Source organism: Eubacterium sp. 14-2, assembly GCF_000403845.2.
GTDB lineage: Bacteria > Bacillota > Clostridia > Lachnospirales > Lachnospiraceae > Petralouisia.
On record NZ_KE159568.1, the window covers coordinates 1,119,462 to 1,135,561 of the forward strand.

The 16,100-nt window shown below is 42.2% G+C and carries 15 protein-coding genes, 1 pseudogene and 1 other annotated feature; of the genes and pseudogenes, 1 reads left to right on the plus strand and 15 read right to left on the minus strand.

The features are described 5' to 3' along the window. Positions 1 to 322: 322 nt before the first annotated feature. The 7 genes from rplL to rpmG all read right to left on the minus strand — a co-directional run bounded on the left by rplL (position 323) and on the right by rpmG (position 3,761). Positions 323 to 700 carry a 50S ribosomal protein L7/L12 gene (gene rplL / locus C805_RS22070; RefSeq protein ID WP_016216247.1) on the minus strand — a complete coding sequence of 126 codons (378 nt, stop codon included), beginning with the start codon at positions 698 to 700 and terminating at the stop codon, positions 323 to 325. Between the two features lie 70 nt (positions 701 to 770). Then, positions 771 to 1,304 (minus strand): 50S ribosomal protein L10, encoded by a 534-nt coding sequence (rplJ, locus tag C805_RS22075; RefSeq protein WP_016216248.1) that lies wholly within the window; start codon positions 1,302 to 1,304, stop codon positions 771 to 773. A gap of 32 nt (positions 1,305 to 1,336) precedes the next feature. Further along, positions 1,337 to 1,487, minus strand: a sequence feature (ribosomal protein L10 leader region). Between the two features lie 34 nt (positions 1,488 to 1,521). Further along, positions 1,522 to 2,214, minus strand: coding sequence for a 50S ribosomal protein L1 (gene rplA / locus C805_RS22080; protein ID WP_016216249.1), 693 nt, complete (start codon positions 2,212 to 2,214; stop codon positions 1,522 to 1,524). Positions 2,215 to 2,303: 89 nt separating this feature from the next. Next, positions 2,304 to 2,729, minus strand: coding sequence for a 50S ribosomal protein L11 (rplK, locus tag C805_RS22085; protein ID WP_016216250.1), 426 nt, complete (start codon positions 2,727 to 2,729; stop codon positions 2,304 to 2,306). 61 nt (positions 2,730 to 2,790) lie between these two features. Next, positions 2,791 to 3,309: a transcription termination/antitermination protein NusG gene (nusG, locus tag C805_RS22090; RefSeq protein ID WP_016216251.1), complete on the minus strand. Its 519-nt coding sequence runs from the start codon at positions 3,307 to 3,309 to the stop codon at positions 2,791 to 2,793. Positions 3,310 to 3,325: 16 nt separating this feature from the next. Further along, the gene (gene secE / locus C805_RS22095; protein ID WP_016216252.1) at positions 3,326 to 3,532 is read right to left on the minus strand and encodes a preprotein translocase subunit SecE; all 207 of its coding nucleotides are present in this window, start codon (positions 3,530 to 3,532) and stop codon (positions 3,326 to 3,328) included. 79 nt (positions 3,533 to 3,611) lie between these two features. Next, entirely contained in the window at positions 3,612 to 3,761 is a 150-nt protein-coding gene (rpmG, locus tag C805_RS0106645; protein WP_031201685.1) for a 50S ribosomal protein L33, read from the minus strand. Between the two features lie 261 nt (positions 3,762 to 4,022). Between rpmG and fliD the strand changes: the two genes are divergently transcribed. Then, positions 4,023 to 5,324 (plus strand): flagellar filament capping protein FliD, encoded by a 1,302-nt coding sequence (gene fliD / locus C805_RS22100; RefSeq protein ID WP_016216253.1) that lies wholly within the window; start codon positions 4,023 to 4,025, stop codon positions 5,322 to 5,324. Positions 5,325 to 5,468: 144 nt separating this feature from the next. On the opposite strand, the gene C805_RS22105 is transcribed toward fliD, so the two are convergent. The 8 genes and pseudogenes from C805_RS22105 to C805_RS22140 form a co-directional block, all read right to left on the minus strand. Next, positions 5,469 to 6,281, minus strand: coding sequence for a flagellin (locus C805_RS22105; protein WP_016216254.1), 813 nt, complete (start codon positions 6,279 to 6,281; stop codon positions 5,469 to 5,471). A 133-nt stretch (positions 6,282 to 6,414) separates the two neighbouring features. Continuing rightward, complete coding sequence (locus C805_RS22110; RefSeq protein WP_016216255.1) at positions 6,415 to 9,225, minus strand: amidohydrolase family protein; 2,811 nt, start codon at positions 9,223 to 9,225, stop codon at positions 6,415 to 6,417. Positions 9,226 to 9,236: 11 nt separating this feature from the next. Beyond that, the gene (locus tag C805_RS22115; RefSeq protein WP_016216256.1) at positions 9,237 to 12,164 is read right to left on the minus strand and encodes a P-loop NTPase fold protein; all 2,928 of its coding nucleotides are present in this window, start codon (positions 12,162 to 12,164) and stop codon (positions 9,237 to 9,239) included. Between the two features lie 25 nt (positions 12,165 to 12,189). Further along, a complete protein-coding gene (locus C805_RS22120) occupies positions 12,190 to 12,414 on the minus strand; it encodes a hypothetical protein (protein WP_016216257.1) in 225 nt (74 codons plus the stop codon). A 100-nt stretch (positions 12,415 to 12,514) separates the two neighbouring features. Continuing rightward, positions 12,515 to 13,705 carry a CgeB family protein gene (locus C805_RS22125; protein WP_016216258.1) on the minus strand — a complete coding sequence of 397 codons (1,191 nt, stop codon included), beginning with the start codon at positions 13,703 to 13,705 and terminating at the stop codon, positions 12,515 to 12,517. After that, positions 13,698 to 14,678, minus strand: coding sequence for an NAD-dependent 4,6-dehydratase LegB (locus C805_RS22130; protein ID WP_016216259.1), 981 nt, complete (start codon positions 14,676 to 14,678; stop codon positions 13,698 to 13,700). The genes C805_RS22125 and C805_RS22130 overlap by 8 nt, the downstream gene beginning before the upstream one ends. A gap of 36 nt (positions 14,679 to 14,714) precedes the next feature. Next, complete coding sequence (locus C805_RS22135; RefSeq protein WP_016216260.1) at positions 14,715 to 15,791, minus strand: nucleotidyltransferase family protein; 1,077 nt, start codon at positions 15,789 to 15,791, stop codon at positions 14,715 to 14,717. Positions 15,792 to 15,827: 36 nt separating this feature from the next. After that, positions 15,828 to 16,082 (minus strand): annotated as a pseudogene (locus C805_RS22140) (PD-(D/E)XK nuclease domain-containing protein); the annotation flags it as partial. Between the last annotated feature and the right edge of the window lie 18 nt (positions 16,083 to 16,100).

Sequence of the window (16,100 nt, forward strand, 5' to 3'; positions counted from 1 at the left end):
TTAAAATAATAATTCGGATGATTTTCTGTTCTTATACCTTATGGGTGAAACCAGACAGGGATAAAACCCCAAAATTATGTTTAAGATTTGTGACTTTGTCCTTAGAAACAGAAAGTATGGGATTATACCGTCATAATCCCATTCGGTAATCAGGAGATAAGAAAATTTTCACAGAAAATCAATAAAATCGCACGAAATGCAAAAATTATTATTAAAATTCGTACGATACAAAAAATTTATGACAGAACAGGGCTGCCGCACCGGGAAATTCTCATTCCTGATGCGGCAGCCCTGTTTCACGCTTCAATCTGTCAGAAAACAATTATTTCAGAGTTACCTTAGCGCCTTCTGCTTCCAGTTTAGCCTTAATATCTTCTGCTTCTGCCTTTTCAGCACCCTCTTTTACAACCTTCGGAGCACCGTCAACTACTTCTTTCGCTTCTTTTAATCCAAGACCGGTTACTTCACGTACCACTTTGATAACTTTAACTTTGTTCGGTCCAACTTCTGTCAGCTCTACATTAAAGTCAGTTTTTTCTTCTGCTGCGCCTGCACCGTCTCCGCCTGCTGCTGCAACTACAACGCCTGCTGCTGCAGATACGCCGAATTCTTCTTCACATGCTTTTACCAGTTCATTTAACTCTAATACGCTTAACTCTTTAATTGCTTCAATAAATTCTGCAGTTGTTAATTTTGCCATTATAATTTCCCTCCATATTTATATTTGTTTTGGTTTTCAATACTTCATAATACCTTACAGCGCAGCCGGTTTAAGCCTCAGCAGCTTCTTCTGCCGGAGCAGCCTCTGCTGCTTCTGCACCGCCGCCCTGTTCTGCAATCTGATTAAGAACACGGGCAAAGTTGGTAATCGGTGACTGAATGCTTCCAAGGAATTTGGAAAGCAGTTCTTCTCTGGATGGAACGGAAGCAATTACCTTAATTCCATCAGAATCATAAAAGTTTCCTTCTACCACGCCTGCTTTTAATTCCAGCGCCGGCGCAGTCTTTGCGAATTTTGCAAGAATTCTTGCCGGAGCAGTTGCATCATCTTTGGAAACAGCGATTGCATTGGGTCCTTCCAGCAAATCACTCATGCTTTCAAAATCAGTTCCCTTAAATGCAAAATTCATCAATGTGTTCTTGTATACTTTGTATACCACACCTGCTTCCCGCAGCTGTTTCCGCAACTTGGTATCTTCTTCTACCGTCAATCCACGGTAATCCACCAGCACTACAGACTGAGCATCTTTGATATGTTCAGAAATCTCCTGTACTACAGGCTGCTTTAATTCTACTTTTGCCACGAATTGTGCACCTCCTTATATTTTCAGTTTCCTGTTGAATAACAAAAACCTCCCTGTCCGAGACAGAGAGGCTGAAATTATCTTTCATACATTACCGGTACAAAGTACCTGTAAATTTCCTCGGCAGGTCACATGGTTACGCCTTCCGGCACCTGCTGTCTTCGGTCAATATGATTGTCAAGTATAACATTCTATATTTCAGATGTCAACATTAAAACTAAATAAATCTGGCAGTATTGATTTTCACGCCCGGTCCCATGGTAGGAGCCAGGGTAACGCTCTTGAGATACTGTCCTTTTAAAGCGGATGGTTTTGCTTTAATGATGGCATCTATAAGGGTCTGGAAGTTGTCCGCTAATTGTTCTTCTGTAAAAGATGCTTTTCCAATTGGCACATGGATAATATTTGTTTTATCTAATCTGTACTCAATCTTACCGGCTTTGATATCATTTACTGCTTTGGTAACGTCCATGGTAACAGTTCCTGCTTTGGGGTTTGGCATTAATCCTTTCGGTCCAAGTACACGTCCCAGACGTCCTACGACACCCATCATATCCGGAGTAGCAACTACAACATCAAAATCCAGCCAGCCATCGTTCTGGATTTTCGGAATCAGTTCCTCTCCTCCCACATGGTCAGCGCCTGCTGCCAGTGCTTCGTCTACTTTATCGCCTTTGGCAAATACCAGTACCTTAACTGTTTTACCGGTTCCATGGGGTAACACTACAGCGCCGCGAATCTGCTGTTCTGCATGACGTCCGTCACAACCGGTTCTGATATGAGCTTCAATGGTCTCATCAAATTTTGCAATTGCAACCTTTTTAGCCAGACTGATTGCTTCTGCTGTATCATACTGCACTGTCCTGTCGATTGCTTTTGCAGCCTCTCTGTATTTCTTTCCTCGTTTCATTCTAAATAACCTCCTGTGGTAATATCGGGAGCTGTCCCTCCCACGTTTTTGCAGATACGGGTTCGTTCTGTTGGCCAGCTGCTCTCAGCCTATTCCTCAACAGTAACTCCCATACTTCTTGCTGTTCCTGCGATCATGCTCATAGCTGCTTCCAGAGAACCAGCGTTTAAGTCCGGCATTTTCAGTTCTGCAATCTCCTGAATCTTTGCTTTGGAAATGGTCGCTACCTTTGTCTTATTCGGTACTGCAGAACCGGATTTGATATTACATGCCTTCTTAATCAGCACCGGAGCCGGCGGAGTCTTTGTTATGAAACTAAAGCTCCTGTCTGAGTATACGGTAATTACTACCGGAATAATTAAATCTCCCTGGTCAGCAGTTTTGGCATTGAACTGTTTTGTAAACTCAACAATGTTCACACCATGCTGTCCAAGGGCAGGTCCAACTGGCGGCGCAGGTGTAGCCTTTCCAGCAGGAATCTGTAATTTGATATATCCTTCTACTTTCTTTGCCATTTGGAAATTCCTCCTTCACGTTTCTTTACAGGTATTCCATGGAACCCCGTAACTGTGCATCTTATAACTTTCTGATATCTGTGAAACTTATTTCAACCGGTGTTTCACGACCGAACAGGTCTACATTGATTGTAACCATCTGCTTTCCATGATTTATGGACTGGATAATGCCTGCTGTATCTTTCCAGACACCGCCGGTAACTCTGATAGAGTCGCCTTCCTCAAAGTCTACAACCACATGACTGTCAACCTGGATACCCAATGGTCTCATTTCAGCTTCAGTGAGCGGTACGGGTTTGGAACCCGGACCAACAAATCCGGTAACACCTCTGGTATTTCTGACAACATACCATATATCGTCATTCATAACCATGTTAATCAGAACATATCCTGGAAACATTTTTTTCTCCACGGTCTTTTTCACACCGTTTTTCATTTCCACAACACTCTGCATCGGAACCCGTACTTCCAGAATCTGGTCCTCCAGATGCCGATTCTCAATTGTTTTCTCAATGTTCTCCTTGACCTTATTTTCATATCCCGAATAAGTATGAACTACGTACCAGTTTGCCTCTGCCATAAATCACCTATGCCTCCTATAATTTCACCAGGACATCCACACCGTATTTAATGAACACATCCAATACGGCAATGATCAGACCTAATACAACAGAAGCAGCTACCACAGCCGCTGTCTGCCTGCCAAGTGACTTTTTGTCCGGCCAGATAATTTTGTTAAACTCAGCCTTAAGACCGGTAAACCAACTGGTTTTTGAAGCCTTTTCTGTATTGGTTTCTCCCATTTTTTACCTCCAGTGGTGTACTGTTACACCATCCATATCAGGGATGGTTAAAATATAACCTTTACTCCGCTCCATCCCATTACTTGGTTTCCTTGTGTAATGTGTGTGTCCTGCAGAATCTGCAGTATTTTTTCGTCTCCATTCTGTCCGGATGAGTTTTTTTGTCTTTGGTCATGTTGTAATTGCGTTGTTTACATTCCGTACATGCCAGTGTAATTCTTGTGCGCACAACTTCCACCTCCACTTAATTTCTAATTTTAGGCATAAAAAAAAGACCTACTTCCATCGCCTGTCTACTATACCATATTCAGCCTGTTTTCGTCAATACTTTTCGAGATATTTCAAAAAGCAGACACAAATATATTAACAAATCTTCACAAACATCCGATATATAGTGTAAATTATATATGAAAAACACAAAATTATACAGGGAGTTGTTTTGTGCCCCCGTGCTTCGGCATGATTTCACGGATGAAAGGAGGGGATTTATATGGCCGCTATTGATACTGCTTATCATTATTATCTGAGCACTTATGCTAATCAGTCGGCTTCCCGTTATGATTCGCATAAAAAGAGCGAATTACGCAATATTTATAATACAATTGTCAAAATTAATAAAGATGCCCCCCTCTACAAAATTAAACACTCAGGGGATGTTCAGAAATTTGCCATAGACATTAAGGAAAGCACCCGCGTTATCAAAAATGTCGTTGCTTCCCTTTCGGATGCAGAAGAAGGCATTGGCAATGCATTTCAGAAAAAAATTGCCGTATCTTCTCAGGAAGATGTGGTTTCGGCAGATTATATCGGTAATAATAAGGAAACTGACGAAATGGAAAGTTTTCTTGTTGAGGTAAAAGAACTGGCTTCTTCCCAGATTAATCTGGGTAATTTTCTGGATAAAAATCATCTGACTTTGAAACCCGGTTCTTATTCTTTTGATTTGGAAAACAGCACTTCCACTTTTGAATTTCAGTTTACCATTCATACCGACGATACAAATTACAGTACTCAGAACAAACTGGCCAATCTGATTACCAATGCGGATATCGGACTGAAAGCCTCCGTAACAGAAGATGATAATGGCTTAAGTGCCCTGCAGATTGAATCTGTTTCTACCGGAATTGCTCCGGATGAACCGTTTCTCTTTTCCATTTATCCTCAGGGAACCAGAGATTCCATTTCCGCAGTGGAAGCCCTTGGCATTGACCACGTTTCACAGGAAGCCAGAAACGCCCGCTTCCTTTTGAACGGGGAAGAACGTTCTTCCTATGCAAATACATTTACCATCAACCATGCTTTTGAATTGAAACTTCATGGAATCAGTGAAGAAGGCAATCCTGCTGTGATCGGTTTTAAGACCAATGCAGACGCCATGGCGGAAAATATTCAGACTCTGGTGGATTCTTACAATTCCATTCTGCACACAGCCAGCAAATATTCTGATTCGCAGCATCAGAGTGTAAAACTGTACCGCGATATGAGCAGCACAGCCTTTGCATTTCAGAACAGTCTGGAAAGCATGGGGCTTCTGGTAGACGATAAGGGTGAAATTACCATAGACAAGGCCCTGCTGACAGAATCTGTTTCCGAGGACAATGCCGAAGAACATCTGTCCGTATTAAATGATTTTAAAAATCTGTTGAATACCAAGGCAAACAACGCCTCTTTGGACCCCATGAAATATGTGGACAAAATTGTGGTTACTTACAAAAATCCGGTAAAAGATCATCTGGTTACCCCTTATATTACTTCTATTTATTCCGGGATGATGATGGATCGGTATTGCTGACAGATACACACTGACTTTTATCTGAAAAAATACGCATATTATTTTCTGTTTTACAGGACGATCCTTTCCCGTGACAGGGTCTTTCCTGCAGAATAACAAAAACACCTCAGCCATTTTGGCTGAGGTATTTTTATAACATTTTATTCAGAATTTCAAAAGCCGGTTCACGGTCCCGAATTCTTCCTGCTGTTTTCTCTGCATCAGAATCCGGTATTCTTTCAGCAAATCATCTTTCTTCTTGTCAGAAACTGCCTTGCCGTAATCAAGATCTTCAATACGGCTGTGGGCTGCCGACGTATTCAGCGACGTATTGGAATTATTGCTTATGGTGTGTCCCAGACGATTAAAAGCAGCTCCAAGACTGCTTCTTGCTGACGATACATTGTTCAGTGCGCTGTCAATGGATGAAATATCAAAATTCCCGGTTACATTATAGCCGGAGATACCCAGAGAAGCGGACGTGGCATTTGGCATGGTAATATTCATTACGCTGCCATCGGGTCCCGATGCCACCTGGGCATTGCTCATGGTTCCGTCCAGAAGATTCTTATTGTTAAACTGTGTGGTGCCTGCTGCAGAAGAAACATAATCATTCAGCTGAGAAATCTCCTGCTGGATAGCCGCCCGGTCGTCCGGTCCGTAAATAGCTGAATTAGACGCCTGAACACTCAGTTCCCGCATACGCTGCAGGGAATCGGAAATCATGGAAAGGCCTCCGTCTGCCACATTTACCATATCCTGAGCAGTAGCGGCATTTCTGGTGTCCATATCAAGGCCTTTCTGCTGCTTCAGAAGTTTCTGGGCAATGGCAAGGCCTGCTGCATCATCTGCCGCTGAATTGATGCGCTTTCCGCTGGAAAGTTTCTGGGCATTACGCTGCTGGTTCAGATGCTGATTTTTGTATAAACTCTGATTCCTGTATAAACTCTGGCTTCTGCCAATGGATGAAATACTCATAATATGCCTCCTTTCTTTTTCTAAAATACTGTATGCTGTTCGCCACTGATGTTATTAGTTTTATTATAGCAAAGGAGGAGATTTTTGCAATGATTATCCGGAAAAATTTTCAGGAAAAGTCATTAATTTCTGATTATCTTTTCCTGAAATTTTCGATTTCTTTCTCAATAATGGTGATTTCCTCCTCCATTTCTTTCACACTCTTTATCTTTGCAATAAAGCTGCTTTCCAGTCCATACTGCCTTACCTGGTCAATCCATTCCAGCGTAGTACCGGAGTCATATCCCGCATTAATCAGGCCATGATACATATAAGCCAGTTCATTTTCCACATTTGTATTGAATACCATGGGATCATCTGAATTAATGGTGACCATCAGATTCTGTCCGGAATTTTTCTTCTCCAGGCTGTTCAGATTGAGAATGTAGTGATTGTACAAACTTTCTATTTCACCAATTGCCAGATTGGAAGTGGGATTCGTTTCAATATAAATTCCTTTCTGCCGGATTTTTTCCATCATATACATTTGCAATGCTTTCAGCAGCTTTACATCTTCCTCTGTGGTTTCCAGCCAGATTACCTGATTATATTTATTTTCATACACAGGACAAAAATAAGTACATACAATCTCTGACAGACTCCAGGGTTTTTCACCGCCGTTGCTTCCTGTCCCGTAACGGCATAAGGGCCTTTTTTCATCCTCCTTTCCTCCCTCCTGCTCCTTCATTTCTCTATCCTGCTTTCGGAACATTTCCGTAAAATTCTGTTTAAATTTTTCCTGATATGCCTGATACAGCATGTGAACCGTAATTCCGGCCATATTGCCGTAAATTTTCATGGCTGTTTCCAGTATTTTCCCTTCCAGGGCATAGGCGGAAACCGGCAGCTCACATTTGTTTTCAATTACAACACCCCATACCCAAAGAAGATTCTCCAGATATTCTCCCAGAGAAATCAGCACGTTCCGGCTGTTTTCCATCCAGTAATCCACATCCGCACCCAGGGCTATTCCATGGCCGATCCTGTCACAGGAACGATAATTATATTTCTCAATTACTTCATCTATGTGCCTGAGTCCTGACAAAATATGCCTGAAATCTTCTCCCACATGGTATGTCAGGCCAATATTATTAATTCTTTTATACCTTTTATCCCCCTCTGTTCCCGTATATACTTTTACCATCTCAGAATAGCGACGGTTTCTCACCTCATTATAGGCCGGAGAGAACAGCCAGGGCTCCGCGGCATTTTCATCAGATGCAGCATCCAGCCCCACCAGATATTCGTCCAGATATGGTATTTCATTTCGTATCACCGCAATTGCTCTGGCAATATTCACATACTTTCTCCGTAATGCTATTTTATGTCTGGTATTGTAAAGCTGCGCCTCATCCACGCATCTCCAGCAAAAATACCCTGTTGTGTTGTCCAGTGAAGTTCTTTTGTTAAAATGCAGTACAATTCCAATTGTAGGTGCTTCTGCTCTTCCATGGATGTAGTTGCGATAATGAACCAAAAAACTTCCCACTTCCTTTAAAATCTCTTTTTGCAGCTCCAGCTGTACCTGTCTGTCGTCCGCTCCATAAAATCTCCGTTCAGTATCCACAGACATCCGAAGCTCCAGTTTTTTCAAAGACCTGATATTCATCTGGGTCTTCAGAATATAGTCCCATCGTCTTTCCTTTGTCATTCCTCTTCGGAAGAACTCTGATGCTTTTGAAAAATAATTCTGGAACCAGTTAAGCCCCTGCACCGTATTTCTCTGAAAGATTCTGGAAAAAAAGGTATTTTTAATTCTGATATACTGCAAAAACAGCCTGGTATAGGCCATATCCTGGCTCTGCCGGATATATCCAAGAGATTTTGCCAGAAAAATATACTCCGCACTGGTATCCAGTTCCTCATAGCGCTCATACAGGATACTGTACAAAATATCGCGGTTTTTCATTTCCAGGACATCAATATCATCTATGTACGCCTGCCACTTTTTCTCCATCTTCTCAAAATACAGGATCTTTTCCCCTCTGGTTTCCCATCTGCTGACATCCGGCTCACGCATACTCTGCTGAAATTCCGGAAATTTTTCTGTGAAGAAATTTTCCTGACCGGATTTTCCGGCCTTATACTCCAGAAAATATGCCGCCATGCAGCGATACACCGATACATGAAACAGAACATAATCGTACCCTTCAAATTTACTTTTTGGATTGGCAATGTATTCTTTCCATATGGCCAGATTCATGGTTTTTTCCCACAGCATCAGATAATCACTGGACACATTGATATGCATGTGAGTTTCTGCCATTCCCTTTTTCAGGTTTGCCATCAGGAGCTTGTCCGCCAGAGAAATATTGGCCCCCTGCCTGTAAAACATTTCCATTCGATTTCCGTTCAGTACCACAAAAGCTGCAATAAACAAATCCGGCGTTACTATCCGAATCAGGGTATTCCAGATTTCCACTTTATCAAAAGCCCCGCTGGTTCCGAGAATATCTTCCGGAAACTCTCTTCCGGACTTGTTCTTCCATGTCCGGATGGCAATTACGCCGTCTCTTGAAGTCAGCAGAGAATTGGCAATCCAGAAGATATTATCCATATAGCATTTCGCTACCATCTCTTTGCGTCCTGCACCTTTCCACCTGTGGCTCATATCTTCCACAATCCTGTTATGTGAAAAAAACTTTTCTCCCGCCATCAGTACATCATCCAGAGACCTGGCTCTGCCGGAACAGAGCCTGCAAAGATATTTTCCGAAATTTTTACGGGCCTTTTCATATCTTACGGAGGCCTCCCCTCTCCCTTTCACACTGAATCGTTCCGTGTGATCAATATAGGCACACCAGGCGTCTTCCTGTTCCGCCAGTGCGTCCTCCTGCATAAGGCGGGTATCCGTATAAGGAAAAGTCAGTATTTCCAAAATCTGATTTAGTCTGAATTTATTCAATATACTCCCTCTTATCCCAAAATATAATCCACATACTCCTGTCTGGCATCATTCACAATATTTTCCAGCGTTTCCCCTATCCACTTTTCCTTCCGGGCATTCATAATCTTTTCACATATTCGGTAAAACATAACATAATATGCATTTCCCTGTTCCGGAAAAGTATGAAATAACTCTCCGGCAGTATATACTTCTCCTCCCTGTTCCTTCCAGACAACTCTTCCTGCCAGATACCATTCCACCACACAGAGATAAGTGATGATATCCAGACAAAAATCTATGGCCTCCTCCAGCCTTTCTTCCGGTATGCAGACCGCCACGCTTTTCAGTATTCTGTGATAAGGCAGGGTATAATTTTCATAAATTCTGCTTTGTTCTTCAGATTCCCTGTTTTGCTCTGTCCTGTCCAGAACATTCTTTACATTTCTGGCAAAATTCAGGATTCGGTTATTGAATACTCTCTGCCCACCCATAAATTCCTGCTCAATCATTTTCCGATACACTTCATAACCTTCTGCCTCTGAATTACTGACCTGTTTCATGCTTTCAAAATATTCTTCTTCATCCAGTATTTCCACCAGATTATAATACTTCCTGTACTGGTACTCGATACTATCCTTCAGTTCTTCCATATATTCTTCTACCACACCAATATCGCCCACATTTCTCAGAAGTCCTGTCAGGGCCTTTGCCGTATTCTCTGAGCAGTAATATACCATATCATCAAGGGTTATATCTTCTACCATCTCCGGATTTTCACTGCTTTCCAGTTTCAGCTGAATCAGCATTTCCTTACACTTTTCGTACACATCTCCCAGGTATATATAATGGTTATGGGACTCTGTCTGAAACATCACTTCTTCTAAAAAAATCTTTCTTTTTCCTTCCTGCCACACAATACCGTTTCTGAGCTGCCTGTATGTACGAAGTTTTCTGCGGCAGATAAAATCTTCTATTTCCGCCCTCACATCTTTTCTCACTGTGGCTACAAAATCAAGCTCCAGTTCTTTTGACATAATATCTGTCTTAAGAGACAGTTCCGAACCAAAAATATAAACATTTTCACAGGCCATGGAAACAATTGCCAGAATATTTTCAAACCATTCCCTTTCTCTGTAGAACAGTTTCTTCACCACACTCCGGTTTCCTTTCCATTGCTTTCGGTCAAAACAGTGCAGATAATCATATACATCCCCGGCATTGTTTCGCTCAAATTTATAGAGCCTGCCGATTTCCCGAAACAAATCTTCATAATGTCCCAGAAAATCCTGCATATTCATATCGGTCCGAATCATTTTACGATTGGAAAACACCCGCCTGTTAATAAATCCTGACAACTCATTCTGGGCATAATATTTCTGCCGGCCGGGACAGACAGAAATCTTTACTTTTTCATTCAGCAGCAGCAGAACCCTGTCCAGAAAAAATCCCAGTGCATACAAGGCTATGGCCATATCCATAAAAGCCTTTTTCTTTTCCCCGTAACCGCCTGCTCGCTCATTCTCATGGTCCATATTTTCTCCGTAAAACTCTGGTATATAACGGTAATTTATGTACATGTCCCATTGATTATACTGATACAGCAGAAATTTATCTGTAAATTCCTCTTCTTCTCCAATTTTATCAAATTTTTCTGTATTGGACCGCAAAATCAGATAAACAAACTGTTTCATGGACTCATATAAATCCTTTATATACATCTGCCTGGTTTTCTTTTCCTCCCGGACCTGTTCTGACAGACGCAGCACGCCTTCCAGAAATTGCCGCATAATATGATAGGCATTTCCCATCTGTCTGGATGAGTTTCCAATAAACTGGAAATAAAAGGCAATCTCGCTGTCTGTAATATCCGGCCTTCTGCCGTCAAAATACAGCTGGCTGATTAAATCTTTCACAGCCATGTTCAGGGATACATCACCAACTATTATAAAATTTTCTTTTTCTGATATGCGGCTGAATTCTTTCAGATAATAGCGTGTTGAAGTAGGCAAAATCTTCAGCAAATATGCCCGTGCACTCTCATAATCTCTGTAATTGATGTCTACCTGTTCCCATCCGGTAAGCCAGCCGTTATTCACACTGTTTTTTTCCAGATATATCTGCCATTCTTTCGGCAGCTTTCTCATTCGGTTTGTGATATTTATCTCAGTCACTTCCATAATCTGATTTTCATCTGCTGTAATAATCACAATAATATTGGGATGGGCCAGATATTTTGTGACTACAGAAAACAGATTATTCACCCGTTCCGGAGCCAGATCCACATCATCAAAGAAAAAATAGATCATGGAATTCTCATTATCTTCTTCCTGTACTCTGTTATTTTTCCGTAGCGTCTCGGCAAGCTCTGTCCAGAATTCTGTCAATTCCCTGGCAAAAGAAAAGGCATTCTGTGCCTGACGCTCGGAATTACTGACTACCTCATAAAAAGAGTGTTCCGAATTGGGATTATATTTCACGGAAAAACTCAGTTCACAGATTTTTTTCAATTTTTTTCTCAGGTTCTCTGTATATTCCACGTGACATCTCTGTGCATAATCCATTTCCTGCTTTTCTTCCAGATGCTCCAGTTTCTCACTGATTACTGCCAGTACCCAGTCTAAAATATCGCACTCTTCCGGTATGATTTCCGGCATAATAACAGGAAGTACCAGATCCCCCTTGTATTCGTCCTCTATCCTCTTACTTAAGGTATAGAGCACGGATGTTTTTCCTGTTCCTCTTTCTCCTAAAACAGAAAAGACATTATCATACATAAGTGTATCCTGATAACGTCTTTTCTGTATAGATTTAATATTCACTTTCCGATAATCCTCAATTTTACGCCACAGGTCGTCAAACCCAGGAAAAGTATTGTGCAACTGTACATCGCTCAATAACTTTATACCTACTTTATGCGTAACTTCCTTCGTCTCCTTTGCTCCCTCTGTCTCCCTCATATTTATCCTCCTCATGTACATTGTCTCATTTCGAAAGTAATTCATACGGCGATAAAATACTGTCCAACATTGTAATACCCTTTAACTCTTCTTCCACACTTCCTGGTCCAGGTCTTCGTACTGAAAAACGCTTTCTTTTTTCCTGCTGCTCTATTTCCCTGGAAATCCTTGTAATGCTGCGCTCAAATTTATCAATGGAAATACCTTCTGATATATTCCTTCCTGTTTCTGTATATGTGATTTTTGCCATTGTACAACCCCCTTTCATTTCATTTTCCAGAGGAAAATGGAGCTTCGTTTTTATTCTAACACAATTCTGCCCCATATTCAATTGTAACATGCATTTTATTCTAATGTACCAGCCGCATCATCTGGCGAATCCGTATCTCCAGAGAATACTTTTCTTTTGCCTTCTCATACCCGTTTCGGGCAATTTCCGCCCGCTCCTCTTCATGCTCCAGATAATACCTGATTTTGTCAGTCAGTTCCTTTTCACTGGCATAGATTTCCAGGTCTTTTCCAATCTCAAAATACTCCGGTATTTCGCTCTGGTAATTGGTCAGCAGAAACCCGCCCGCTCCCAGAATATCCCAGAATCGCAGAGGCAGTCCGGTTCTTATGGGTTTGGATGTGAAATTCAGATTGATTCTGGAGAGATGAAAAATTTTCGGCATGGCTGTGGCAGCGCTGGCAATCCCCCGGTAGCTGGCGCGGGGCAGTACACTGAAATCACTGGATGTATACAAATCCAGTTCAAATTCTTCCGACACTCGTTTCAGCAGGCGGAGTCTCTCCTGCTCTGTTACCTTGCTGCCCAGATACAGATGAGCCATGGCCGCCTGCTCATTGTGCTCCGCCCGCTCCGGAAACTGGTAAAAGGGCACTTTTTCTTTGAAAGCCTGCAGAATTTCCTCTGTAATACATTCCTCTAAAAAATTATATCCATAGACTTTCACCTGTGCTTCTGTTACACCGTCCAGATAGCCTTTGAGGTAACTCTCTTCCTGCAGGTAATTGTAAGGACATTTCTCCGTATAGAGAGAGCCTACAAAAGACACTTCCGCAGCATATTTTTCTCTGTCCTGTCTGGTAATGTGTTCCAACAAACTGTCCAGACGAACATAATCCGCTCCCAGAGGCAGATAAAAAATCTTTTTGGGATTCTCAGAACGAAATTCCTCATACAGCGCATAGTCAAACAGAAAAATACGGTTCCAGGAGTTGCGGACAGAATGAGAATACAGCTCCATGGCCGGACAGTCCACCACCCAGCTTACATATGGTATATGGAAAATATTGCATACTTCTGAAATCACGGGAAAGAAACTGACGCTGAATACCATCTGGTATTCCTGCTTTTTCAAGGCTGCACTGACAAGATTCATCTGGCCTCTTGCCCCCAGCTTTTTATTCTTCATTTCTTCCGTGACTTCTGTTACTTTATGGTCAAGCCGGGTCAGAACCCCAAGAATATCCGGCTCACAAATACTGTTGTATCGGTAAAATAATATATTCATATCATCATCTGTTTCATTACACATTGTAAATGTCCGCTTTATAGGCGTTCATGTTATGCCGCATCCAGTCTATGGTTTCCTCTATCCCCTGTGCAAAGGTATACTGCTGTTTCCAGTCTGTCAGAGCCTGAATCTTTGTATTATCCCCCAGAAGCCTGTTCACTTCACTTTTTTCCGGGCGCAGACGCTGTTCATCACATACAATTTCCGCATGGGGATTAATCTGAGAAATAATTTCCCGTGCCAGTTCTCCGATGGAAATTTCCTGCCGGGTTGCAATATTAATTTCTTCCCCGATGGTTTTATCTGACTCTGCAATGGCGATAAATCCTGCCGCCGTATCTTTCACATAATTAAAGTCTCTGGTAGGAGTCAGGGAGCCTAACTTTATCTCTTCCTTTCCGGCCAGAAGCTGGGAAATAATAGCTGGTATTACTGCTCTTGCAGACTGTCTGGGCCCAAAGGTGTTAAAAGGACGCACAATGGAAACCGGCATCCGGAAACTGCGGTAAAAGCTCTCTGCCAGCCTGTCCGCTCCGATTTTCGTGGCAGAATAAGGGGACTGGCCCTGATAGGGATGTTTTTCATCAATGGGTACATACTGAGCCGTTCCGTACACTTCAGAGGTGGATGTCACCAGCACCCGTCCGGTTTCCAGCTGGCGGGCCGCCTGAAGTACATTTAACGTCCCTTTAATATTGGTATCCACATAAGAGTCCGGAGAATGATAGCTGAAAGGAATGGCAATCAGTGCAGCCAGATGAAAGACTGCGTCCATTCCTTCCATGGCTTCCCGCACTCCGTTGGGATCCCGGATATCACCGGTAAATACTTCAATTTCTTTTAATTTCTCCGGAGGAAGCGTGTCCAGCCACCCCCAGGTATTAAAAGAATTATAATAAGCAAAGGCTTTTACTTCATAGCCTTTTTCCAGCAAACTTTCTGTAAGATGGCTTCCGATAAACCCATCCGCTCCTGTTACCAGCACTTTTTTCATAACAGTATCCTTTCTGTTCCGATTTCAGCTTCTGCTTTACTCTGATTTTAGATTCAGTTTCTGCTCCATACGATGCATTTCCTCAAACTCTCCCATATCCAGGAAGGAATCCTCACTGATGGGATACATGCCCACCCTGCGGTCTTCTTTCAGCAGGCGGTCTGTCAGATCCGTCATGTGGAAAAACGTATCTTTGGGTATTTCCTGAAGAAGTTCCGGGCTCAGAATATACATACCTGTATTTACAAAATAGGAAATTTTCGGTTTTTCTTCCATGGCTCTGATTCGGCCGTTCTCACTGGAATGAACCACTCCGTAAGGCACAATGATGTTTTTCAGGGCTGTTACAATGGTGAGTTCATTTCCTGCTTTCTGATGATACTCATAGATATCGGCATAATCTGCATGAATCAGAATATCGCAGTTTGTCACAATAAACGGTCCGGAAAATTTCCCTTCCAGGAGGGTAAGGCTTCCCGCAGTTCCCAGGGGTTTGTTTTCTTCCACATAATGCAGGGGAAAGTCAGCAATGCTCTCGGAAAAATATGATTTTATCATGCTTTTTCGATAATTTACCGTCACATGAAAATCCTTTATTCCGTATGTACGAAATTCATTGATAATACGCTCCATAATGGGAATATCCCCGATGGGAATCAGAGGTTTTGGCAAAATCTTTGTATATGGATAAAGACGTGTTCCCTTTCCGCCTGCCATAATCACCACAGGAACCTCTTTCAGGGTATCCCGCTCCTTAATTTTTTCGCCGATTATTTTTTCCTCTTTGAAAATAATATCAATGATCCGGTATTCTGTGGTCACCACCGGCAGGGCAGTGATTACATATTTTTCTATAAATTCCTGCGCTCTGTTTCTTTCTTTACAGTAAATAATTTTGGGATTTTTATTCATGATCCGCCAGATTTCTTCCTGCAGATTTCCGGTTCTGATCAGCCACCTGCGGATATCTCCGTCAGTGATGACCCCGGCCAGCTTTTCTTCCTCATCTGTTACAAATAAAATTCCCTTTGTATTCAAATCAATTTTCTGCATGGCTTCCACCACAGTAGCGGTCCCGGCTATGAGAAAATCATAAAGTTCCTCCTGTTTCATCGGGAAAAACCTCCTGTTTCCTGTGCTGTCTTCCTGTCAGCAATCTTTGTCAAATATCTGTTCCTTATCCTCAGGGCACATTACTTCACAGTCCTTTTTGTAAAATGCAACGGCATATTTTCTGATCTGTCTGTACCCGTCTTCTGCCAGTTCTTTTGCATAACCTCTTTCATCAATCTGCCGAAGGCCTTTTTCACAGGCTTCTTTCAGCCCGTCAATTGTCTCTGCTATTTTCAGCTCAAATATTATGGCAAATCCATGCCGGCTGGGAGAGCGCATAATAATATCAGCCCTGCCATTTCCTCCGTT